Origin of the sequence: Shewanella loihica PV-4 (assembly GCF_000016065.1) — a bacterium.
Taxonomy (GTDB): Bacteria; Pseudomonadota; Gammaproteobacteria; order Enterobacterales; family Shewanellaceae; genus Shewanella; species Shewanella loihica.
In genome coordinates, this window is sequence record NC_009092.1 from 2,152,804 (window position 1) to 2,175,521 (window position 22,718).

The following is a 22,718-nucleotide window of genomic DNA, read 5'->3' on the forward strand; positions in this document are numbered from 1 at the left end:
ATATGCTGGGTTAGGGTTGGCAAGCGTGTAAAAGTGCACCTTGGGCTGAGGCTCATCGTGATGCATCTAAGGCTGTCACGACAGGGCAAAGAAAAAGCCAGTCGCTTGGACTGGCTTTGGGGACTGGCTTTTGCGACTGGCTTTGTTCTATCTATGTTGGCAGAGGCTTTTTGCCTGTCTAGTTGTTAAGTGCCTTGGCCACATCCTCGTAGTGGTCCCACACCTTAGCCTCTGTGATAGAGCGCACCATCTTCACATATTCGGCGTGGGTCCAGGCAAGCGGGGTGGCCGAGTTAGTGCCTTGGCCAAGCTGATAGTTAAAGCGGGTCTTGTCGCCCACACCATCCCAAACCTGCTCGGGTAGCATCAGTCCCTCATTGGCAAAAGCCTCCATCCCCTTGACATAGGTCTGTACTAGCTGCGCCTTGCTTGCATCATTGAGCGTGCCATCGGCGATCGCCTTGGCCAGTTCGAAGTGGGCGCGCTCGCCGGTGAAGAACGGCCAGACTCTGCCGCGTTGCCCAGGAGTGTTGCTGCCACTCTCGGCATAGTTGGCGCCTGTGGCGGTGTCTTCGCCATAGCCGTCGTTGCCGTAGCGTCTAAAGCCTGGGAACGTGCTGCCATCTTTGGCGGTAAATTCATACCTGACTCTGAGATTATCCTCGAGCGCCGTGTTATCGATAAGCTTGAGGGTGTCGTTGATGGTCTTGTCGTTGGCGCTCTTCACGCCGTAACGCACCAGCTCTAGGAAGCCGCCGTCTAACACCTCACGCTGATCTAAGCCTGCGCGGCCATTGTTGTCGGCAAGCTTATCTGCACTGTCCGGCGTACCATTGGGCGCAAGGCGCAGATAGTAAGGCGCCTTTGTGCCATCCTCTGCACTTAGCAGGCCTTGCTGGGTCACTACCAAGGAGTCGAGCTTTTCGGCCATTGATTTGGCACTGGCGAGATATTTCTCGCTTGAGTTTAAATCGCCTGCCTGCTTGGCGATATCGCTGGCAGTGATCAGCCCTGCTATCACCGCCGCTGCGGTAGAAGGTGAGTAGCCTTGCTGCTCTTCCCAACGTTCTTGCTGTGTCTTAAGGGGTGTGATCTGAGTGTAGTTCCAGTCGAGGTTGACCTCGCCGCCGCTTATCAGAAAATCGGCCGCCGGCTTCAACATGGTCTGATACCAGCTGGCGATCTCATTGTCGCTCAGCACGCCAGCCTGCCAGAGCTTCCAACCGAGCATGATAGGCATGGCGGTCTGATCCAGCTGCACGCCGACCCATTCTATCTGACCATCCACATGAGTCTTCTGTAGGAACCAGCCGGGCACGCCGCTATAGCCGGGTGTCGCTGCCGTAACCTGAACCTTCTTTAGATACTCGAAGGCCACCTTAGGGGTTTGGGTATCGCCCATGGCCAGAAACGCCATGGCGCATTGATAGAAGTCCCTCGGCCAGACGGCCTTGTAGCCGGTCGAGCCGGTGACGGCCGAGACGCTGTCGCCCCAGGGATTAGAGAGCGAGGCGATAAGGGCGCCGGCGTGGGTCTTATCTTCCTGGGCCTTGAGCACCATGGCGCTGGTATAGAGTAGCTTGCCCTCATCGGCGGTATTGGCGGTCATGGCATTAAGACTTGAGAGCGAGTGCAGATAGTCCTGCCAGCCGATGGCATCGCCTTCACCGTTATAGGCGGCGAGGACCTTGTTATAACCATCTTTAAGGGTGTCTTTGGCATTTTGCTCGCTGCTGGCCTTATCTGCGCCGAAGCCAAACACTAAGGTAGTGCGAAGACTTGGGCGGTTAGCATCGCCCACCTCCAGAGTAGGCAGCGCCGCCGTCATGGCGACATTACCTAGGCTTTGCTTATCAGCGCTGGTGCTGGCGTAACGCCAGTTCAGCTCGCCGTTGGCCTTAAGATCGGTGAGACCATCTGACTCGCCGACAAAGCCCACGCTACTTGCCGTAAAGGGAATGTCACCGCGCACGGTCAGCACGCTGGAATCTTTATCGCCCGTGTAGGCGAAGAGGCTGTTGCCATCTTGGCTCACGCTGGCGATATCGTTGGCGCCGCTGTTGTCGATATGGGGATTGACGTAGAGATAAGGGGTGATCCCCGGCTCGAAGGCGGTAAAGAACACCTGCATCACCAGGCTGTCGCGATCGGGATCGGTAAAAAAGTGCTTCTCTATCTGATATTTGCCCTCGATATCTTTGTTTATCACCTTGTAGGCGAGGGACAATGGTCGCCCTGCTTCATCCTTATGCAGGTAATCTATGCTGGTGACCGTGTTGTGTTTCTCGGTATCGACGAAGCCATTGCCGCTGATGATGAACTGCGCCTCTTTGAGCTGGGCGTTATGGATAAGCCCATACATGGTCTCGGTGAGGATCCCCTGCGCCAGTGAGAACCATACCCGACTAACGGGATTGGCCTGGCTGCTCAGGTACTGATCGGCACCCTGCGCATTGGTCACATAGGGCTCGAACGAGGTGCCAATCCCTGTTTTGCCGGAAAAGGCCCAGGTAGGGGAAGCGCCGGGCGCGCCCGGTGCAACTGAAATTGTCTCAGATACGCTGGCACTTGGTGCAGGTGCGGCGTCGATATCACTCTTGGCGCCGCCACAGGCGCTAAGCAGGGCGCCCAAGGAGAGGGCGATCAGAGTGCGCGTAAAAGGTACTGGCTTAGACGTCATATTCAGGGTCTCGTTTATTATGTTTATATTTTGGTTAAGTCAGTTAAGTCGTTTAAGTCTGTGTGTTTGTTAAGCCTCAAGCCTTACGCATTAGCGCTCGGCTTTGCTCGCTTCGCTGCTGACAAATAGCACGCTAATTCCAGCCAGGATCATGAAGCTGCCACCCAGGATGAGGGCGAAGATCGGCTTGCCATCGAAGAAGGCATTGAGCAGCACGCCTAGCACGCTGGCGGCCAGCAGCTGAGGGATCACGATGAAGAAGTTAAAGATCCCCATGTAGACCCCCATCTTGGCGGCGGGCAGTGCGTTGGACAGCAGGGCATAGGGGATAGAGAGGATAGACGCCCAGGCGATACCTACACCTATCATGGGCAGCCATAACAGGTTCGGGTCTTGTATAAAGTAGAAGCTAATCAAGCCAATGCCGCCACAGCAGAGGTTGATCAGATGAGTGACCTTGAGGCCAACCGCCATGGCGAGCAGTGGGATGAAGATGGCGGCCACCGCGGCAAAACCGTTGTAAGAGGCGAACAGCATGCCCACCCAGTCGGCGCCATCGTTATAGGCCTTAGACAGCACATCCTGGGTGCCATAGTGATGATCCGTTACTGCCGCCGTGGTGTAGATCCACATAGAGAAGAGGGCGAACCAGGAGAAGAACTGCACCACAGCCAGCTGGCGCATCGCCTTTGGCATATGAAACAGGGCATCGACTACGCTAAACACCATGCCTTGCTGGTGGCGCTCTTCGCCTTTGATATGCTTCAGTGTGTTAGCGCAGAACCATTGCAGTGGGCCGAAGGCGAAGATCCCAAGGGCCAGCAGATAGAGCTGCTTATCAAGAGACTGCAAGAAGATGACGGCGGTTAAGATGGCGCCCACCAGGCTCCAGAGCATGGCGCCTTTCTGATAGGCCAGCCAGCTGCGATCGTGGTGCAGCGTGACCTGCTCGCCGTTTTCCTGTTCGAAACGGGCCAACTCCTCGGGCGAGTACTCTTTGGTGGTAAACACTGTCCAGCTGACGGCTAACAGCAGCACGGCGCCGCCGAAATAGAAGGCGTAGCGTACCGAATCGGCGATCTCGCCCTCGGGCGCCGTGTTAGCCACATCGAAGTAGTTAGTCAGCAGGTAAGGGAGGGCAGAGGCGACCACTGCGCCAACGCCGATGAAGAAACTCTGCATGGCATAGCCTAGAGGGCGTTGTTTGGTGGGCAGGTTGTCGCCCACGAAGGCGCGAAACGGCTCCATGGCGATGTTGATGGAGGCGTCCATGATCCACAGCATGCCAGCAGCGACCCAGAGCACGGGCGAGTGGGGCATGATGAAGATGGCGAGTGTGGTGAAGATGGCGCCAATCAGAAAGTAGGGGCGGCGACGACCCAGGCGGCCCCAGGTGTTGTCACTCATATAGCCGATGATCGGCTGCACCAGCAGGCCGGTGAGCGGCGCGGCGATCCAGAGGATAGGGATGTCATCAATTGCTGCGCCGAGTGTCTGAAAGATACGGCTGACGTTGGCATTTTGCAGCGCGAAGCCAAACTGGATCCCCAGGAAGCCGAAACACATGTTGAAGATCTGCCAGAAGCTGAGTGCAGGTTTAACGGTGGTCGTGCCTTGGGCGGGTAGGGTGTTTTGTGACATCCGATGCTTCTCTTTATTATTCATTATTGATCTGCACAGCGCCTAAGGGCGTGCAATCTGTATTTTATGGAAGTCGGTCGAGTGAAAAAAGAGGCGAATACACGCTTCCCTCAAACGGGTATTCGCCAAAAGCTAGGGTTCTACTTCTCTAGGCTTATTCACTAGGCTTAAGCCTTGATGAGTAGATAGAGACTCTAGCGCTCACCTCTCATGCCTTCAGTGCCTGATGAGGTGAGCGTCGACCTGGCCAATTTCATAGGAAGTTACACATGAAATTAAACACCAAGGCATGTTAACCCTGAGCCGAAACAGGCGACAACCGATTACATACGTATTCATCATCAGGCATTAACCTTTATGCAGCCTGTTGTTAACCTGGTAATGCCTGGGGCTTGCTAAGGATACCCACTTAAAAACAGTTGGTTAAAGTGAAAGTGGCAATCCAGCCGCTTTACATCCGTTGGGGTTTGTAACAATGGGCAACAAGGGCTAACTCGTATCGATAATGACGCAAAAAGCAGTAGAAAACGGCATTGTGAAAGGCTAGTTAGGCTAGGTGTTCTAACCAAAACTTGATGCTCATTATGGTGAAACTCAATTTTGCGGTGAAAATTTTTGCTTTAGGTCTAAGTATAGGTCTAGGTATAGGCATAGGTTTTGTAGAGTTGACTTAACTGATGGGCGCCAAAAGAGTTACCTATATTGCCTCATTAAGTTTGAGTCTGTTTAACTGAGGTCAATTTGTATGGGATAAAAAAAACAGGCCGCGATAGCGACCTGTTTTTAGCTTAGTTTAAATTAGGTTCAAAATTTTAGATGCATTATTTCGAGACTTTTTCGAATTCAGCTTAAGAATTCATTAGTGCGATTTCGCCGCGTTTGAATCTGCATCGCTTGGTGGGCGGAAGAAGGCGCCTGCCGCGCCGGGGAACACCACAGGGCTGGTGTTACCGTTAAAGCCCACGGCGGCAACGCCGTACAGGTAGTTGTCGATCACCATATTGCTCAGGGTGAAGCTGTTTACCTTGCCCACATAACGGCTATGACTCCACTCTGCCTCTGTGGTCTTGCGCCAATAGATACGGTAACCGGCGACTTCGGCGGTGGCATCCGCCTGCCAGCTGAGCTGGGTATCGGCCGAGACCTGTCCCGAGATGCTCACCTGTGTTGGCGGCGATGGTGCCCAGGCCATAGACGCCAGGCTGATGGCGTTGAGGGCGGTAAGCTTGGCGGCGAAGGCTTCATCTACCCCCTCAATCACGTCGCCATAGGCAATACCGTTCTCCGTGCGAATGTCCTGATGCTGGCGGTTGTAGTTCTCGTTGGTTTCCATCACGCGCACCGCGGGGAATCCCGCCTTATTGAAGGGCAGGTGATGGCCGCCGCGACCGAAGCGATCGAGTCGATAGATGAGCTGCACATCCAGGTTAGTCATGTACTGATCGGCCAGCTGCTTGATATGCCGGGCAAGGTTACGCGAGGCGGAGTCGTTCTCGCCGCCGCTGAAGTAACGCTCCTTGGCTTCTGCCTCGGTTTCTGCAATACGCACGCCCTCGGAGAACACCCGCACCGTGTGGTTGCTCACCACGCCGTTAATCCCCTCGATGTTGCCTATCATGTCGTTGTTGAGTACCGCCTCGACCTGCCAGCCTTGCTTCTTGGCAAAGTCGGCCAGTCCGGCGCCGCCATAAAGGCCTTGCTCTTCGCCCGATAGCGCCGCGTAGACTATGGTGCCACCAAACTGATACTGGCTGAGGACGCGAGCGGCCTCCATGGCACCTGCGACCCCCGAGGCGTTATCGTTGGCGCCAGGGGAGAAGGAGCTGGCGTCCATCACGTCGCTGACCCGAGAGTCGATATCGCCGCTCATCATCACCACGCGGTTGGGGTCTAAGGTGCCACGTTGAATGGCGATGATATTCACCACACGTGTTGGCTCGGGAATGCGCTTGCCTGATACTGTGTCGCCAACTTCTATCACCTCAAGGCAGTGATCGCAGGCGGCGGAGATACGTTCAAACTCGGCCTTGATCCAGTTTCTGGCCGCGCCTATGCCGCGATCTTTATCCGTCTGACTCGATAGGGTATGGCGGGTGCCAAAATTCACTAAGGTTTGTATATCTTGCAGTATGCGTGCAGGCTGCGGCGCACCGGCAATCTCATACAGGCGAAGATCTTCTTGGGAGGGTGCCGCATAAGGACTCTGGCCCAGTGCACTCTGGTTAAGCTCGCTCTGGTTAAGCGCGCTTTGGCTTAGTGCGTTTTGGCTTAATAGTGTATGGCTGCTTCCTGCATGATGCAGTGGTGTGGCCGGAGGGGCCGCATGGGCGGTGCCAGCACAGATGGCCGTAAATACTAGGGTCTTCCCGATAGATGCCTTGATTGTCATGTTCTGCTCTTCATTCTTGTTATTTTTCGATGCTTTATATGCACTCAACTTGTTTTGCGTTGAACTGGCTATGCGCTCAGCTAGGCTAGTCGGAAAGCGACCAACGTTGGCTCGCTCTTCGTGGGCTAGGAGTGCACAAACCACCTTAGCAGAATAACGCTAGCGCTTGGATGAGGGATCGCGGCTTTAGTCGTAGAAATGTGGGGGGAATCGCCGGAAAAAGGTAAACAAATGTTGCAGATGATAGGCCTTGGCCCGATATGGCAGATAAACGCAGGAGAGGGCGAAGGGCATTGCCAGAATAAGAAGAGGATGCAAGCCTGCCTGCACAGACTTGCTTCCTCTAATGTGGTTTAAGCGCTAGATCGCTAGTGCTACAACTGAGGCCTAGAGCGCCTTGAAGCGAATCGCGACGCCGCCACTGCTGGCAAGTTTTAACGTCAGCTGCTGCTTGCTATTCACCTTTTGGGTCTCAATCACATAGTCATAGGGATTGGTGCGCCAATCGGCCTTGTCGCCGTCTCGGTAGATCTGCACCTCATAACTCAGGGCGGGGTCGAGGAAATCGAGCTTGATGTTGATCTCACGTGCGTCATCGTCGGTGATCGCGCCCAAGTACCAGTCCTTGCCCTGACTCTTGCCACCACGCTCCTGACGGGCAAAGGCCACATATTCACCTACCTCACCGGCCAGGGCGATACTCTGGGCCCAGTCGGTGGGCACATCCCGAATAAACTTAAAGGCATCGGGATGCTGCTTGTAGTTGCGGGGCAGATCGGCGGCCATCTGGATCGGGCTGTAGAGCACCACATAGAGGGCCAGCTGTTTGGTCAGTGTGGTCTGCACCCGGTTAACCGCATCCAGGCCTTTGGGGGCCAGGTCGAAGATCCCCGGGGTGAAGTCCATAGGGCCAGCCAACATGCGGGTGTAGGCCAGGGTGGTGGTGTGCGACGGATTATTAGGTGGCGTGCCCCAAGCGTTAAACTCCTGACCACGGGCGCCTTCGCGGGCGATCCAGTTTGGATAGGTGCGGCGCAGGCCGGTATCTTTAATCGGCTCATGGGTATTGATGCTGATGTGGCGCTTGGCCGCTTCGGTGACGCTATGCAGATATTCGTTGACCATAAACTGGCCATCATGCCATTCGTGGCGCACTATGCCTTGTTCATCCACGCGCTTGATATCACCGCCATCGGCCACATAGCCGGTCTTCACCTGAGTGACGCCATATTGCTGATAGAGATCATAGGCATCGCTCATCTGCTTGCGATAGTTGGTGACCGAGCCAGAGGTCTCGTGATGACCGATCAGGCGAACGCCCTTGCTGGCGCCATAGGCAGAGATCTCAGGGAGATCGAAGTCTGGGTAGGCCTGGGTGAAGCTGAATACGTCGCCGTTGTGGAACCAGCTGCCGTCCCAACCTATGTTCCAGCCTTCTACCAATACGCCGGCGAAGCCGTTCTCGGCGGCAAAATCCATGTAGCGTTTGGTCTCTGAGGTGGTGGCACCGTGTTTGTCGCCTGAGCCCCAAGTGTTCTCGTTGAGGTGCATGCCCCACCAAATCCCCACATATTTGCCGGGCTCGACCCAATCCACATCCCCAAGCTTATTAGGCTCGTTGAGATTGAGGATAAGATCTGAGTTCAGCAGGCCGGTGGCCTTGTCGGCGATCTGTATGGTGCGCCAAGGCGTACTAAAGCCCGCCTGGGTCTTGACGCGCATGCCATCTGACCAAGGGGTGAGATCGGCGCGCAGGGTGCCGTCTCTGCGCTGATCCAGCGTCATGGCAGCGTAGTCCACCAGCGCCGCTTCGTGGATGCTCATGTGCACCCCATCGCTCAGGGTGAAGGTGAAGGGGGTATGAACCCTATCGACCTGTTTGAGCGGCGTCTTCTGATACAGGTACTCGTAGCGGTTCCAGCCACGCGCCGGGATCCACCAGGCGGTGACGTTCTCGGGTTGCGGCAGGGTGAATTCGGTGAGCTCCGAAGTGATGTTGAGTTTGTCTAAATCGCCTTGCTTCGGCATCTGGTAGCGAAAGCCTAGGCCATCATCGAACACCTTGAACTCGACCACAAAGCGATATTGACCATTACTCAGGGTGGCTGTCAGGCCATTGTGTTTATCGACAACCCATTCACGTTCGCCCCAAGGCTGTTGCCAGCGCTCATCGGCCTGGCTGCGCTTGACCTCTTGAATGCTAAAGTCAGTGCCAAACTCCCCAAGAGACTCAAACACAATTCCAAGCTTGGAGGGTTCGATCACCTTCTTACCATGAAAGCTGACGCTGTAGCGCGGCGTTTGATCATCATCGCTCAGGCTGACCACGATCTGCTTGTCAGGCGAGGTCAGAGAGATTGTCTTGGCCAGGCCAGTGCTTGGCAGCATCATGCCGGTCGCCGCTATGGCAAGGGTGAGTGCCGATAGGGTGGTCGGAAACGGCGATCTGGGCTGGGATCTGGAGTGGGGGCTCGCTTGGTGGCTTGTTAAGTGAGTCGAGGTGCAAGACATTCCGTGTACCTTTTTATTGTCGTTTTTAGGGTTAGGGTTATTGCTAGTCATGGCAGCAGGCAAGATTTCTTGCTATCAGTGATAGCCATGAGTGATAGCCATGAGTGTTAGTCATGTTAGAAGGGAAGGCGCGAGGGGAGCAATGCGCTGCATACGTATTCACCTGCCAGGCTGTTAGTTCGCGGCAATCTCCGCGATAAGCCAGCAAGTGACAGCGGGGATGATCCCTCAATGAAGGCGGCCTCAGTCACTTATTATTCAGTGCTCGGTTTACAGGGCATAAGTGTGTGAAAAGGTTGGGCAGTCAGTAGTTGCAAAAACAATAGCAAAAGATCAATTCAACGCTCTGCCACATTTAGTTACGGAATTTAGGGGGTTAGTGCAGAGATTTATGCTGATCTGACGTCGCAAGTTGTGGCAGCATATGGCCTGATTACAATTGTGCAGTCGATTTATTGCAGCAGCTTTTTCATCGTCTTTTATTGCAGCTATTTTTCGTTGTCACTTACAGCCGGATCAGGAAAGCCATGTATCAAGGAAGTTGTCTATGCGGTGGCATTAAAGTCGCCATCAGCGGACCCATAAGTCATATCATTCATTGCCACTGTTCCCTGTGTCGTAAATCGAGCGGCACGGCATTCGCCACCAATGGTTTTGTCGAACTGGTGGACTTCAATCTATCGGATAAGGCCGATTTCCTCACAAGTTTTGAGTTTTCTCCTGGAAAGCGACGCTATTTCTGCCGTCACTGTGCGTCGCCTATCTACAGTGCCAACGACCAGGATAGTAAGCGCATTCGCCTCCGACTAGGCATATTGGACTCGCCGATCAACGAGCGCCCCATGTCTCATAACTTTGTCACCTCCAAGGCGAACTGGGAGGAGATGGATGCTAAGTTACCCTGGTATGAGGGCCACGAGCCCGGCAGGTAGTTTCTCGGGCGCCAGTTATTCGCTACTAGGTATTAGCTACTAGTTGATAGCTGTCAGCATAGCAATACGATCATGCAGAACATGAAGCTCGAATCGATTCACTAAGGATGGGTCATGAATAGCAAAAACTTCAAGGCATTACTGGGTACAGAGCTGCCTATTATTCAGGCGCCGATGGCTGGGGTGCAAGACAGCAAACTCGCCATCGCGGTGGCTAACGCCGGTGGGCTTGGGTCAATCCCTTGCGGCATGTTGAGCTCGGCGCAGATAGTCGATGAAATTAAACGTTTTCGGGCGGCGACCAGCGCGCCACTAAACCTTAATTTCTTCTGCCATGAGTTGCCGCCGTTCGACAAGCAAGCTCAGGCGCGCTGGCATGAGTTATTAGCGCCATATTTTGATGAACTTGAGATAGCGGCCGATCTCGGCCAAGGCGGCGCGAGTCGTATGCCTTTTAATCATGAGATCGCTGATGCCATAGAAGCCTTTAAGCCAGAGGTGATTAGCTTTCATTTCGGCCTGCCGCAAGAGAATCTGCTTGAGCGGGTGAGATCTTGGGGCGCAAAGGTGATCTCAAGTGCCACCACAGTAGCCGAGGCAGAGTATCTGGCGGCGCGAGGCGTGGATGGCATTATCGTTCAGGGCGTCGAGGCGGGTGGTCATCGCGGTATGTTTCTTAGTGATGATGTGAGCACTCAGGTGGAATTGGAACCCCTGCTGACTAAGATCGCCTCGCGAGTCGATGCGCCGCTGATCGCCGCCGGCGGCATAGGTGATAGTCACGGGGTAAAAGCCGCCTTAGCAATGGGGGCCAGCGCCGTGCAGATAGGCAGCGCCTATCTCTTGTGTGATGAGGCCAATACCTCAAGTTTGCATAGAGCGGCCATCGAGAATGCGGCTAATACAGAAGGGAGTACGGTTAGGGCTGAAGGCTGTACTGCGCTCACTAATCTCTTCTCGGGTAGACCGGCAAGGGGCCTGGTTAACCGCGCCATGTCAGAGCTTGGGGCAATAAACGACTCGGCCCCGGCCTTTCCCTATGCGACTAACCTTATGGCGCAGCTACGCAAGGCGAGTGAGGCCCGCGGCATGAGTGATTTCTCGCCCCTCTGGTGTGGGCAAAATGTCGGCAGCTGCAAGAAGATCGCCGCAGGCGAGATGACCCTGGCGCTAATGCAGCAAGTCACGCAACTAGAGTAATTGCGGCAAAGTATTAAAAATAATCACGAATAGAGCAGATGAAAGGAGATCCCGTGATTGAGAAACCAGAGATAGAGAAACTAGATGATGTAGTTAAACCACAGACAGAAAAACCAGAGACTGAAAAACAGGCGCTTGAATCTAAGCTAGGTATCACAGTCAGCCAACTTGAGGGTGAAAATAGCGAACTGGTCGATACCTTGGTCGATGGTGTGCGTCAGTATAACTTCGACAAGATGGGCAAGGAGACGTCTGCGCCCTTGACTGTATTGGCTCACGACAAAACCGGTAAGCTGATTGGCGGCGTCTATGGTCGCACCATCTATAAAAACTTTCTCATCCATGTGGTCTGGGTGGATGAATCGGCCCGCGGCACAGGGCTCGGACGCGACTTGATGCTAGAGGCGGAGCGCGTGGCAATTAGCCGCGGTTGCCAGCAGGCTCAGGTGGATACCTTAGATTTTCAGGCGCCGGATTTTTACCAAAAACTTGGCTTTAGCGTCGCAGGCATTATCCCTGCGTTTGATGGCAGTCCAGCCCGCTATTTTCTGTTTAAGCGCTATTGTGATAGTGTGACTCGCTAAGCGATTCGCTGAGACGAATCTTTAATTAATCCATTGTTCAAGGAAGATAAATGTCTAAAAATTTGTTTGCTGGTGTCCTGCTGACACTCGCATTAACTGCCTGCAGTTCCACCCAAAACACTCCCGGTAACTCGGAATCGGTCAATAACACCTTATTGGCCGGCAATCTGCTTGAGGTGAGCGGGGAAAACCTAAGTGATTATTGGAAGCCCAAGTCGACAAAACCTGTGATGCTGAAGTCCCGCCCTAAGTGGATTCCCAAAGGGATGGGCCAGTTTAGTTATCATGTGGTCATAGATAGTGAGGGCAATGAGGTGAGTAAGACTCTGGTAAGTTCCAGCCCCGAAGGTTGGATGACCCAAGCAAGACTAAATAAGATGCCTAAGGTCCGTTATCTTGCCAGTGACGATAACCCTGAGCATCTGCCCGTAAAGGCGTTGTTGACGTCAAAGGTGATGCCTCGTCACCTCATAGAGAGCCAACAGCAATAAGTCTAATTTCAATTGTTTAGTCTAAAGCTCTCTGTCACAAAGACTCTGTCTCCAATGCTCGGTCTAAAGTACTTGCTCCGAGTGTTCAGTCTCGGATGACCTGAAATGTCCATTGAGGCTTTTACCGAGTAAGCATTCAACCTAGCAATTTCAGGATAGCAAGTTAAGGATAGCTAGTAAGGAAATCAGGCTATGAATAGATTCTGCCGTGGGCTATTACTCGTCATCTTGTCGTTCGCCGTTAGTTTGCCACTCCTGGCCGATGACGGCTTGCTGGGCCAGGTGTTTGAGCAGAAGCAGAGCGGCGTTCAGATCCAGGGGGAAGGCGAGGTGATTCGCCTGCTCAGTGATGATACCAAGGGCAGTCGTCATCAGCGCTTCATCTTGCGCCTAGCCAGTGGTCAGACGCTGCTGGTGGCCCACAATATCGATCTGGCGCCGCGCATTGCCGATCTTAAGGTCGGTGACAGTGTTGGCTTCTTTGGCGAATATGAGTGGAATGCTCGCGGCGGTGTGATCCACTGGACACACCATGATCCAAGGGGGCGTCACCCGGCGGGTTGGTTAAGCCATGGCGGCCGCAAATATCAGTAGGCTACTGGCTCGTTTCTAGCTCCGATTCGCTCGCGACGGCGACCTGGCCTCTGAGTGGCTGCTTGGATGGCCGCTCGAACAGAGATGCCTTCGACAGCAGTTCGAACCTGTGATTGATGGCGATAAAGCTCTCAACCAGCTTAGGGTCAAAATGGGTGCCTTTATCCTGATGGATTAATTCCAGCGCTTCTTGATGACTAAAGGGGCGTTTGTAGCAGCGCGGCGAGGTCAGGGCGTCATACACATCTACTAGGGCGACGATACGGGCCGAGAGGGGAATCGCTTCCCCCTGGAGCCCGGCCGGATAGCCGCTGCCATCCCACCACTCATGATGCCCACCGGCGATATCACGCCCCATCTTTATGTAAGGACACTCTGGCGCGTAACTAAGCAGACTCGCTAATACCTGAGCGCCAATAACCGGGTGCGCCTTGATCTGCTCAAACTCCTCTTCTGTCAGTCGTCCGGGCTTGAGCAAGATGGCATCGGCGATCCCCACCTTGCCGATATCATGCAAAATCGAAGAGAGGGTGATCTCCTGAATAAAATCGTCGGTTAACTCTGCTGGGGCATCAATGTCGGTTTGTCGCTGAGTGGCAAGCATCTTGGCGTAGTGCTGCATGCGGATCAGGTGCGCGCCGGTCTCGTTGTCCCGGTATTCGGCCAGTTTTGCCAGCCCCATCACGGTTGCGCGCCGCGATGCTATGGTCGATCGCAGCGACTGGGTCAGTTTACCCAGCAGGAAGGCGGCGGATTGAGTGACTATGGCATTGGTGACAATGAAGTTTATCGCCACTACAAACCAGATGAAGCTGCTATAGCCCTGGGTCTCCGGCCATTGAAAGCCTTGCGTATGGTAGACCAGCCCTATGACCAGCAGAGCCGCAGCGTTAAGCAGTTGGGCGCAGAGGCTGGCCCGCTTGCCAATCAATATGCTGGTGAGCGGGGGGAAGATAAACAGCCAGAAGAACCCGGCGCCCGTTGGGCCTATGGTGATAAGGAAGGCCACGCCGATGGCGAAGAACATCAAACAGCCTATGCAGTAGCGTAAGGTCTGCCTCAATCCTCTCGCCAGTAAGATGTAGAGCAGCAACAGGTAGGCCAGGGTATCAAAGGCGGCCATGCCGACCAGACCCATCTGGATGCAGAGGTAGACACTGGTGATGTAGACGGGCACACATAAGATGGCGAGGAGGCCAAACAGGCGCTTGAAGATCAGTTCGCGCCAGATGGGCAAGGTATCGTGAAGTTCGTGTGCGGCCGTTTGGGAAAAATTAGGGGCATCCATAGTCAATCCTTTGCACTGCCAGAGGGATTTCAATACCGGCGCAGCCTCTCTGGCGAGATCCTAACTGCTGCGCACCTAGCTATATAAGCTCTATAAACTAGCAATGTGAACCGCACTCGGCACTTAATGACGCGCAACAGGCAGAATCTTACTGTGTCGATTCCTTACTGCTTTGAGTCTTTACTGCGTTGATTCTTAATTGCGTGGAGTCTTCGTTGCCGAGCCTTGGTTCACCCCTTCATTATTACCCATAACGCGGCTCGCGGGCTAATTTACCTTTCTCTAAACTGTTTCTTTTGTATGAAAATGTGACCAAGACGGTATGGAAAGGCCTTGGCTTGTCCTAAGCCTGAGCTCGTAAGTCAGCACTGCGTTTTAATAAAGCTCAGCCGGGACATCGTCTGGCGGCGTCAGTTCGTCGATGATCTCTCTGTCGATTTCGCGTTCTATGATGCGATCTTCTATGTCTCGGCGGATCAGTTCATCTTCCAGGCGCTGACAGTGAAAATCACAAAAGCCGCCTGTGTTGTGTATGGTGTGGGTCGAGCCAGGATCGCTGCTTGCACAGGCGCTTAACAGTAAGATCGCGGCAAGGGTGTATAGTGTTTTCATAATCGCTCCTTTTATCGCTCATGTTTATCGCGTCACTAGCCGGTTTTAACCTCATCCTTAGCCGGGCCATCTGTGAGTGCTAGTAGTGCTTCATCTGTGGCTGCTTAGCCGGCGAACACATCGTTAGGACCATAGTGACTCGATAAGCGCGGTAGATTAAGTTAGGTTTTATAGTAAAAACGGATAGGTGACTAGATTCATGCAAAAAGCTGGCTCTGGTAGCTGCTAGAGATAGCTAACAGTGATTGGCTGAGAGGCGCAAAGGTGAATTAAGCCAGGTAATTAAAGCTAAGTAATTAAAGCTAAGTAATTAAAGCCAGATCACTAAAGCTTCCTATATTATTGGTTTACTTTGGGTAAACTGGGCTAGTCTTAGCAAACGGCTCTGTTATACTAGCGCGCCTCAAATACCAGCCGCTCGATTGGCTGACGATTTTTGCCCTTGCGACCCTAAGAGAGTATCCATGACCTTTGCAAACCTTGGCCTGCCAAACGCTGTGCTCACTAACCTTGAGCAACTTGGCTACAGCCAGCCAACGCCAATCCAGCAAGAAGCCATTCCCCTGGCGCTCAAGGGTAAGAACCTGATCGCGGCGGCGCAAACCGGCAGCGGTAAGACGGCGACTTTCGTGCTGCCTATGCTCACGACCCTGATGCAGGGGCAGACACAGCGCAAGAAGCGGGCGCGGGCAATCATATTAGCGCCGACACGCGAGTTGGTGCTACAGGTAAATGATCGCATTGGCGAATATGGTAAAGGCTTAGGGCTGGTATCCATGGCCGTTTATGGCGGCGTCGATGTGCAGGCCCAAAAGCAGCAGTTGATCGAGGGCGTCGATATCGTGGTGGCCACCCCGGGTCGTCTGCGGGATCTCTACACCCAGAGAGCGATCCGCTTCGACGAGGTGGAGCTACTGGTGCTCGATGAAGCCGATCGCATGTTGGATATGGGCTTTATCGAGGATATCACCAAGATCTTAGATACCCTGCCAGAAGAGAGGCAGAACCTGCTGTTCTCCGCCACCCTGTCTCGCCCGGTGCGCGAGTTGGCGAAACAGGCGGTGCCTAAGGCGATCCACCTGTCGGTCACTAAGAATCAAGATAGCCAGCCAGATATCGAGCAGTGGATCACCACGGTCGATAAGGATAAGAAGTCGGCGCTGCTCAGTCAGCTGATTAAAGACAATGCCTGGCCCCAGGCGCTTATTTTTATCGAGACCAAACATGGTGCCGCCAAGTTGGTGAGCCAGCTGGAGAAGCGGGGCATTCAGGCCGAGTGTATTCACAGCGGTCGTACTCAGGCGGTGCGTGAACAGATCCTGGCGGACTTTAAGGCGGGTAAGATTGCCTACCTTATCTCCACCGGCATCTCGGCGCGCGGGATAGATATCGATAACCTGCCGCTGGTGATCAACTATGACCTGCCGTTTCCCGCTGACGAATATGTGCATCGCATCGGGCGTACCGGCCGAGCCGGCGCCAAGGGCGAGGCGATCTCCCTGGTGTCTAAAGATGACTTTAAGAACCTCTGCATGATCGAGAGCCGCCTCGATCACTTGCTGGAACGTCGAGAGATAGAAGGTTTCGCGCCGAGAAAACCTGTACCCATCTCTATCCTTAACTATGTGCCCAAGGCCAAGCGTGAGCAGGCGCAGGGTGAGAAGGGTAGCGAAGCCGCGGCTAGCCAAGGTGTGAAGGCTCCTAAGGAAGCTAAGGATAAGCGCAGAGAAGATAAGCCTAGAGGGCAATCCAAGTCTCAAGGTAAGGCAACTCCTTATAAAGGTAGCTCTACAGACAAGAAGGCTCGGCCTGCTAAAGCTAAATCAGCAGCGCCTAGTGATCGCGGTGGGAAAGATCAAAGGTTAGAGCATAAGGTTGAAGAAAAGCCAGCTTTTAATCCTTGGGCCGAAAGTCGGCCGGGTAAGAAATAAGATTTAACGAGAGCCCTCAGATTGAGGGCTTTTTTACATCTGCAGCATTCATTGCAGATGTTTTTGATTGGCCTCTTTGTAGGGTGTTCTGGAATCTTAGATTTCTAACAGTTTTGTTAGCAAGATGAGAACACTTCTGGATTGATTGCCGTAGGCGGCTTTGTTATCGGCTAAATATGTTTGAAGGTTTTAGTTTCATGGTGATCTAACGCCTGCCCGGCGAGGGTTGTGCAGATACCCTTGTGAGACGCCGCAAGTACGCTCCCTGTAGGCTCTACCGTGACATCCCTGTCACGGAAGCTCACAAATGTATCTACACTCGATATCTAACGTCTCTCCGATTTGACCACTTTTGATGACTAGTTGAAAGTTTAGAAGGTTGGTAACCTTTACTCGCTAGACTGCGGATTGATACAGGTATAATGGGATTTTGCCAAAAAGTCCCACTTTCACTTCCTTCTATTTAAACTTGCGATTCTCGCTTTGTTTTTTAAAAATTCGTAACTTACTGATTAGCAGTGGTTGAATTTTGAATAGTTCTGATTTAATAGCAAGTGGCGGCGGTCTCGCCCTTTCTTTTAAATAAGCCGAGTCTCGCTTTGTTTTGGGGTCGCTCACTTTCTCCTTGTTATGCAATGTCATTATTGGTATAAATTTCATATGGTTAAGAAATTTTGTCGCGATGTATATTAGGTGATAATGATTTGCATAGGCGGCATTCTCGCTAATAAGCGTTATGTGCAAGGGAGAAATCGCAAATAAATGAGAACAATTGATACTATTTTTTCCTCAGAAGTAAATGTCCCTCTATATCATTACACTGGGATAGGGTCCTTGTTAGGAATGGCAAATTGTAAATCAGTTTGGGCGAGCAGCATTTCTTACATGAATGATTCAAAAGAAATAGTGCATGCATGCGAAACGGTCGAAAATGTATTACGAGCACGAATAGTTTTTGGTCAAAAAGATGAAGAACATCGCTTTCTGGAACAATTAATTGAATGGACTAAATCTTGCTCGAAAGTCGCACATACAATGTTCGTCTTCTCTCTATCCGAAAAACCGAGTCTTTTAAGTCAGTGGAGGAGTTACACTCCACATGGTAAAGGTGTAAGCCTTGAATTTAGCCCAAATAAAGTAAATGAAATCGCTCGCTTCACAGGAATGAGAATTGCTAAGTGTGTTTATGATGATAGAGAGCAAGAAGAAATAATTAGCATTTTGGTTGAAAAACTATTGGTTAATTTTAGGCAGGAATTGCCAGCTATGGATATAACTGATAAGCCGCCTAGTCAGTGCTATTATGATTTCATTAATCAATATACGAGTGACATATATCAAGTTCTTGCAATTATAAAACATGGAGCATTTGAGGAAGAATGCGAATGGCGACTAATCTCTCCACACATTCCAAAGTTTGGTGATCCAAGATTGAAGTTCAGAGAAGGTGCATCAATGTTAGTGCCTTATATAGAGCTACCATTAGGTGATAAACCATTTTTTCGTAAAATAATATTAGGCCCGTCCCAGCACCAGAATTTAAACATGTCTGGTCTATCGATGTTTATGAGTAATCAAGGCATCTCAAATGAGCTATTAAACTGCCAAATTCCTTATAGGGAATGGTAAGCACATAACAAGCGGCAGCAATCGGACTTGCAAAACAGTCACTCTTTTTTCCAAAAAACCGGCAAAACAAGCGCCAATTTTGCAAGCCGTTGTGCCGGGCGTTAACATGCAAGAATAGTCATATTGGTGTATCTGACTGAATGAGTCGAAATCAAAAGCGAGTAGGCTGAGCGTGGTAATTAATGCTTAATCTACTCGCTTTGATATCTTGAAGGGACAGGGCTTATTTCTCTCCTACGACGAGTACCTTTGACTCAAGTGGAGCAAGGTTTAGTGTGACTTGACCTCCCTTCGTCGTTAGCGTCAATGGCGCTGCAGGTTTTTTATCACTCAACATCTCTTTAAGCGGGTAGGTGCCTGGTGCGAGTTGCCAGCGTTTAACTAAGGCTGGGGGCAGCTCTAGGGTGAGGTGCTTTGCCTTGTCTTTGGCGAAGTTGCTGACGATGATGAGCTTTTGCTTGTCGTCGAAGCGGCTGAAGGCAAATAGGTCTGCATCATAGCCCTTGCCTTGATCGATATTCGCCCTGTGCAGATCGCCATATTCACCGCTTAGGGCACTCAGGCTATGGCTGAGGTTTAACAGCTTGGCGTAATAGGCTCGCAGACTCAGCTCCTCTTTTGAAGACTGACCGCCGTCGAATTTACCCAGGTTCATAAAGCGCTGGTGGGCCGGCACGCCAACATAGTCGAAGATGCTGGTGCGGCTGGGTTTGCCAAAGCCTGCGTCTTCGCTACCATCTTCGCCGACCTCCTGGCCGAAATAGAGCAGGGTGGGCGCCTGGCTTAAGGTGGTGGAGATCACCATGGCGGGCAGGGCAATTAGGGGATCTCCGGCAAACTCAGGGCTGGCGATGCGCTGCTCATCGTGATTCTCGAGAAAATGCAGCATATGCTCGGCGATATCTTCGACGCTGTTGCGATCGCGTTCGATCGCCTGGGTGCCAGCCTTGCCTTGGATAATAGCCTTGAGGCTGTCGTAAAGCCCCACCTTGTCATAGAGGTAGTCCATCTTGCCAAGGTGAATATAGTCACGGTAGCGACTCGGGGTATAGACCTCGGCGAGCAGCAGGGCATCGGGATTGGTGTGCTTGATATGGCTGTTCAGATAGCTCCAGAAGGCAACTGGCACCATCTCGGCCATGTCATAGCGAAACCCGTCTACGCCCTTGGCGAGCCAATACTGGGCGATCTCGTTGAACTTAATCCAGGAGCTGGGGATGCTTTCTTTTGGCACCTGTTGCCAGAAGTCGTAATGTTCGGCGGCCGACTTTTTGCCGTAGCCCTCTGGCAGTTGAGGAAAATCTAGGCTTCCATCTGGCGTGACGCCATAGTTTATCTTAACGGTTTCATACCAGTCGTTTTGATCTGGCTTAGCCGCGCGCGCGCCATTGCCGGTCCACTTGGCGGGAAACTCGTCAAACTTGCCATCGACTAGCGGATGTGGCTCGCCGCCGAGGGGCTTTAAATCTGGGCTTAGGCTTGGCACCTCGAAAGGCGTGCCCACTACATAGTAGAAGTTGTTGTTTCTGGCGTAACTGACCTGGGTGTTGTCACTTGCGCCGAAGTCTGTGACGCCTGTCGGGGCCGACAGCGAATGATAGCCACGCGCTACATGGTTGGGCACTATGTCGATGATCACTTGCATGCCAGCTTCGTGGGTGCGGGCGATCAACGCTTCGAACTCCTCAAGGCGTTTGGCGGGATCGTCTGCCAGATCCGGATTGACGTTATAGTAATCTTTCACCGCGTAGGGTGAGCCGGCGCGGCCCTTGACCACGTCTGGGTCATCAGTGCCGATGCCATACTGACTGTAGTCGCCGACCAAGGCATGATGGGGGATCCCCGTATACCAGATATGGCTGACGCCTAAGGATTTGATGCTCTCTAGCGCCTTAGGCGTAAAGTCGCTGAACTTGCCTACGCCGTTCTGCGCCTTGGTGCCCCATGGGATGTTGGCGGTCTGGGTATTGCCAAAGAGGCGGGTGAACACCTGATAGATGACAGGCTTGGTCACCCGCTCGCTGCTTGTAGACTGCACGTCAGCTGATTGGACGCTAACAGTTTTTGCATTGGTTGCTGCCTCCATCTGGGGCAGGGCGAAGGTCTGGGTGGAGAGCATTAGCGCGGCGCTGCACAGGGCAGCACTTAACTTATTGAATGGAAGTTTTAAATTAATATTAAATGGCTTGTTCAAGAGCCTATTCAAATCGTGACGCGCCTTAGTCATTATTTGGCTTCCTCGATGGCTAACAGGGTAACGCCTTGTCCCTTGATAGAGAGGGTCTTATCCAGTGTGACGGTATCGCCGCTGATCACATCTCGAGCCGCGCGGGCACTGCCTAGCAGATCCCGATAGCGAGCGAGAGGTAACTCGACCGCCTTATCCAACTTGTTGTAGATCACCATGAGGCGCGCCTTGTCGCTGCAATCTTGTTTGGCGCAGCGCATCTGCACATATACGCCATCCTGAGGCACATAGTGGCGCAGGCCGCCGCTGTGGATGAAGTCTGCCTGTTTGCGGAAGTTAAGCAGGCTGCGGGTGAAGTTAAGCATGGACGCTTGATCGTCACTCAGCCCTTTGTTATCAAAAACTGAGATAGCATCTCCCTGCCAGCCACCGGGGAAATCTGAGCGGGTGATACCATCATTACGATCTTTGGTCGGGCTTTGCATCAAAATTTCTGAGCCATAGAAGATCTGCGGAATGCGGTTACTGGTAAGCACATAGGCCAGTGCCATCTTGGTCAGGGCTAAGTTATCACCCAGCAGGCTGTAGAGGCGGTTGGTGTCGTGGTTGCCTTCGAACAGCACAAGTTGCGTCGGGTCGGCATAGACCACGTCGTTGGCGAGAAACTCATACAGGCGCATCATGCCTTCGCTCCAGCCTTCCTCTTCGCTTAGCGCCTTGATAAGGGTTTCATAGAGGGGGAAGTCCATCAGGCTTGGCAATTCTGACTGGTAGCCATCCTTGTTGATCTTGCCCTTTTGCCAGTAGGAGACGGTTATTGGGTTGCCCGTCCACTCTTCGCCGACGATGTTGAACTTGGGATACTCAGCCATGATGGCGCGGGTCCAATCGACCAGAAAATCCTTATCGGCGTAGGAGTAGGTGTCTTCGCGTATGCCGCTCAGATGAGCGTATTCTACCCACCAGATGCTGTTTTGGATCAGGTAGTTAGCAAGCTGTGGCTGCTCTTGGTTAAGGTCCGGCATGGACTCGACAAACCAGCCGTGGCTAAAGTCGCGCTTGTCTTTGGCAACCGCGTAGGGGTCTTGCAGCGTGGTACGCCTGTGGGTGGTGAAATCGATGGCCGAGGAATCTTGAGCTAATGCGCCCTCAGGACGATTAACCCAATCCTGGCTGGGCAGATCATCCATCCACCAGTGGTTAGAGCCGATATGGTTGACTACCACATCGGCGATGATGCCTATGCCTTTCTCTTTCGCCTTGATGGCTAGTTGGCGGTAATCGTCGTTGCTGCCAAATCTTGGGTCGATGCGGTAGTGGTCGGTGACCGAGTAGCCGTGGTAGGAGTATTCGGCCTGATTGTTTTCGGTAAGCGGGTTGATCCACAGCTGAGTGACACCAAGGTCTGCCAGATAGTCCAGGCTATTGATGATCCCCTGAATGTCGCCGCCGTGGCGGCCACCCGGATTGCTGCGATCGGCTTGCTCTATCATGTCGGCCTGGTTGTCGTTAGTGGGGTCGCCGTTAGCGAAACGATCCGGCGTGATGAGATAGATAACGTCTTTGTTGCTAAAACCCTGGCGAGCCGCGCTGCCCTTATCGCGCTTGAGCAGCTCGTAGGCCACGCTAATTTGTGGCTGCCCCGCTTGTTCGAATGTCAGCTTAAAGGTCTGCGCCTTGGCGCCTTGGGTATCTAAGTTAACAAACAGATAGTTGGGGTTCTCTGTGGTCTCAACGCCTTTGAGGCTTACGCCATCGGCCTTAACGCTTACCTTGGCCTTAGCGATGTTTTCGCCGTGCACCATCAGCTGCAGCTGGCTGTGTTGCATACCCGTCCACCAGTTGAGGGGCTCGATACGCAGTTTCTGGGCGCGAGTATTTTCGCTGACAATGGAACTGCTTGCTGGTTGTACAGATGCCATCACCTGAAAGGCGGAAGGGGCGAGCATAAGTAACGAGGTGGCGATGAGGGTGAGTTTCAACTTGTTATTAGTACGTCTCATGGGCAGTCCTTTCGGCGTTCGACCTTTTAATGCTGTGCCTAGGGT

The 22,718-nt window shown here is 52.8% G+C and carries 15 protein-coding genes; 7 read left to right on the forward strand and 8 right to left on the reverse strand.

Annotated elements, in window-relative coordinates; all coding sequences use genetic code 11:
* Nucleotides 1–178: 178 nt before the first annotated feature.
* The 4 genes from SHEW_RS09690 to SHEW_RS09705 form a co-directional block, all read right to left on the reverse strand.
* Nucleotides 179–2,680 carry a glucan 1,4-alpha-glucosidase gene (locus tag SHEW_RS09690; RefSeq protein ID WP_011865671.1) on the reverse strand — a complete coding sequence of 834 codons (2,502 nt, stop codon included), beginning with the start codon at nucleotides 2,678–2,680 and terminating at the stop codon, nucleotides 179–181.
* 90 nt (nucleotides 2,681–2,770) lie between these two features.
* Complete coding sequence (locus tag SHEW_RS09695; RefSeq protein WP_041406618.1) at nucleotides 2,771–4,321, reverse strand: MFS transporter; 1,551 nt, start codon at nucleotides 4,319–4,321, stop codon at nucleotides 2,771–2,773.
* A gap of 859 nt (nucleotides 4,322–5,180) precedes the next feature.
* Nucleotides 5,181–6,710, reverse strand: coding sequence for a M28 family metallopeptidase (locus tag SHEW_RS09700; RefSeq protein WP_011865673.1), 1,530 nt, complete (start codon nucleotides 6,708–6,710; stop codon nucleotides 5,181–5,183).
* A 387-nt stretch (nucleotides 6,711–7,097) separates the two neighbouring features.
* Nucleotides 7,098–9,221, reverse strand: a complete 2,124-nt coding sequence (locus SHEW_RS09705) for a glycoside hydrolase family 97 protein (RefSeq protein WP_011865674.1) — start codon at nucleotides 9,219–9,221, stop codon at nucleotides 7,098–7,100.
* Nucleotides 9,222–9,748: 527 nt separating this feature from the next.
* On the opposite strand from SHEW_RS09705, the gene SHEW_RS09710 reads away from it, so the two are divergent.
* From SHEW_RS09710 to SHEW_RS09730, 5 genes are all read left to right on the forward strand, one after another.
* The gene (locus tag SHEW_RS09710) at nucleotides 9,749–10,153 is read left to right on the forward strand and encodes a GFA family protein (RefSeq protein ID WP_011865675.1); all 405 of its coding nucleotides are present in this window, start codon (nucleotides 9,749–9,751) and stop codon (nucleotides 10,151–10,153) included.
* 114 nt (nucleotides 10,154–10,267) lie between these two features.
* Entirely contained in the window at nucleotides 10,268–11,353 is a 1,086-nt protein-coding gene (locus SHEW_RS09715; RefSeq protein WP_011865676.1) for an NAD(P)H-dependent flavin oxidoreductase, read from the forward strand.
* 152 nt (nucleotides 11,354–11,505) lie between these two features.
* On the forward strand, nucleotides 11,506–11,937 hold the full coding sequence (locus SHEW_RS09720; RefSeq protein WP_041407129.1) for a GNAT family N-acetyltransferase: 432 nt from the start codon (nucleotides 11,506–11,508) through the stop codon (nucleotides 11,935–11,937).
* Nucleotides 11,938–11,987: 50 nt separating this feature from the next.
* Nucleotides 11,988–12,428, forward strand: a complete 441-nt coding sequence (locus SHEW_RS09725; RefSeq protein ID WP_011865678.1) for a hypothetical protein — start codon at nucleotides 11,988–11,990, stop codon at nucleotides 12,426–12,428.
* Between the two features lie 192 nt (nucleotides 12,429–12,620).
* Nucleotides 12,621–13,022 (forward strand): DUF3465 domain-containing protein, encoded by a 402-nt coding sequence (locus SHEW_RS09730; protein WP_011865679.1) that lies wholly within the window; start codon nucleotides 12,621–12,623, stop codon nucleotides 13,020–13,022.
* Between the two features lies 1 nt (nucleotide 13,023).
* Here the strand turns inward: SHEW_RS09730 and SHEW_RS09735 are convergent, their stop codons facing one another.
* Nucleotides 13,024–14,310: an HD-GYP domain-containing protein gene (locus SHEW_RS09735; RefSeq protein WP_011865680.1), complete on the reverse strand. Its 1,287-nt coding sequence runs from the start codon at nucleotides 14,308–14,310 to the stop codon at nucleotides 13,024–13,026.
* A gap of 375 nt (nucleotides 14,311–14,685) precedes the next feature.
* Nucleotides 14,686–14,922 (reverse strand): hypothetical protein, encoded by a 237-nt coding sequence (locus tag SHEW_RS09740; protein ID WP_011865681.1) that lies wholly within the window; start codon nucleotides 14,920–14,922, stop codon nucleotides 14,686–14,688.
* Between the two features lie 464 nt (nucleotides 14,923–15,386).
* Here SHEW_RS09740 and SHEW_RS09745 point away from each other — a divergent pair, with 464 nt between their 5' ends.
* Both SHEW_RS09745 and SHEW_RS20400 read left to right on the forward strand, forming a co-directional pair.
* Nucleotides 15,387–16,853, forward strand: a complete 1,467-nt coding sequence (locus SHEW_RS09745; RefSeq protein WP_011865682.1) for a DEAD/DEAH box helicase — start codon at nucleotides 15,387–15,389, stop codon at nucleotides 16,851–16,853.
* A 762-nt stretch (nucleotides 16,854–17,615) separates the two neighbouring features.
* A complete protein-coding gene (locus SHEW_RS20400) occupies nucleotides 17,616–18,482 on the forward strand; it encodes a DUF2971 domain-containing protein (RefSeq protein ID WP_011865683.1) in 867 nt (288 codons plus the stop codon).
* A gap of 223 nt (nucleotides 18,483–18,705) precedes the next feature.
* On the opposite strand, the gene SHEW_RS09760 is transcribed toward SHEW_RS20400, so the two are convergent.
* Complete coding sequence (locus SHEW_RS09760; RefSeq protein WP_011865684.1) at nucleotides 18,706–20,709, reverse strand: alpha-amylase family protein; 2,004 nt, start codon at nucleotides 20,707–20,709, stop codon at nucleotides 18,706–18,708.
* Nucleotides 20,709–22,673 (reverse strand): glycoside hydrolase family 13 protein, encoded by a 1,965-nt coding sequence (locus SHEW_RS09765; RefSeq protein WP_011865685.1) that lies wholly within the window; start codon nucleotides 22,671–22,673, stop codon nucleotides 20,709–20,711. Before SHEW_RS09765 ends, SHEW_RS09760 begins: the two co-directional genes overlap by 1 nt.
* Nucleotides 22,674–22,718 lie beyond the last annotated feature (45 nt).

Excerpts from the sequence above, each read along its gene's own strand:
- SHEW_RS09690 (WP_011865671.1), bottom strand. The coding sequence starts at position 2,680 with ATGACGTCTAAGCCAGTACCTTTTACGCGCACTCTGATCGCCCTCTCC.
- SHEW_RS09695 (WP_041406618.1), bottom strand. The coding sequence starts at position 4,321 with ATGTCACAAAACACCCTACCCGCCCAAGGCACGACCACCGTTAAACCT.
- SHEW_RS09700 (WP_011865673.1), bottom strand. The coding sequence starts at position 6,710 with ATGACAATCAAGGCATCTATCGGGAAGACCCTAGTATTTACGGCCATC.
- SHEW_RS09705 (WP_011865674.1), bottom strand. The coding sequence starts at position 9,221 with ATGTCTTGCACCTCGACTCACTTAACAAGCCACCAAGCGAGCCCCCAC.
- SHEW_RS09710 (WP_011865675.1), top strand. The coding sequence starts at position 9,749 with ATGTATCAAGGAAGTTGTCTATGCGGTGGCATTAAAGTCGCCATCAGC.
- SHEW_RS09715 (WP_011865676.1), top strand. The coding sequence starts at position 10,268 with ATGAATAGCAAAAACTTCAAGGCATTACTGGGTACAGAGCTGCCTATT.
- SHEW_RS09725 (WP_011865678.1), top strand. The coding sequence starts at position 11,988 with ATGTCTAAAAATTTGTTTGCTGGTGTCCTGCTGACACTCGCATTAACT.
- SHEW_RS09730 (WP_011865679.1), top strand. The coding sequence starts at position 12,621 with ATGAATAGATTCTGCCGTGGGCTATTACTCGTCATCTTGTCGTTCGCC.
- SHEW_RS09735 (WP_011865680.1), bottom strand. The coding sequence starts at position 14,310 with ATGGATGCCCCTAATTTTTCCCAAACGGCCGCACACGAACTTCACGAT.
- SHEW_RS09740 (WP_011865681.1), bottom strand. The coding sequence starts at position 14,922 with ATGAAAACACTATACACCCTTGCCGCGATCTTACTGTTAAGCGCCTGT.
- SHEW_RS09745 (WP_011865682.1), top strand. The coding sequence starts at position 15,387 with ATGACCTTTGCAAACCTTGGCCTGCCAAACGCTGTGCTCACTAACCTT.
- SHEW_RS20400 (WP_011865683.1), top strand. The coding sequence starts at position 17,616 with ATGAGAACAATTGATACTATTTTTTCCTCAGAAGTAAATGTCCCTCTA.
- SHEW_RS09760 (WP_011865684.1), bottom strand. The coding sequence starts at position 20,709 with ATGACTAAGGCGCGTCACGATTTGAATAGGCTCTTGAACAAGCCATTT.
- SHEW_RS09765 (WP_011865685.1), bottom strand. The coding sequence starts at position 22,673 with ATGAGACGTACTAATAACAAGTTGAAACTCACCCTCATCGCCACCTCG.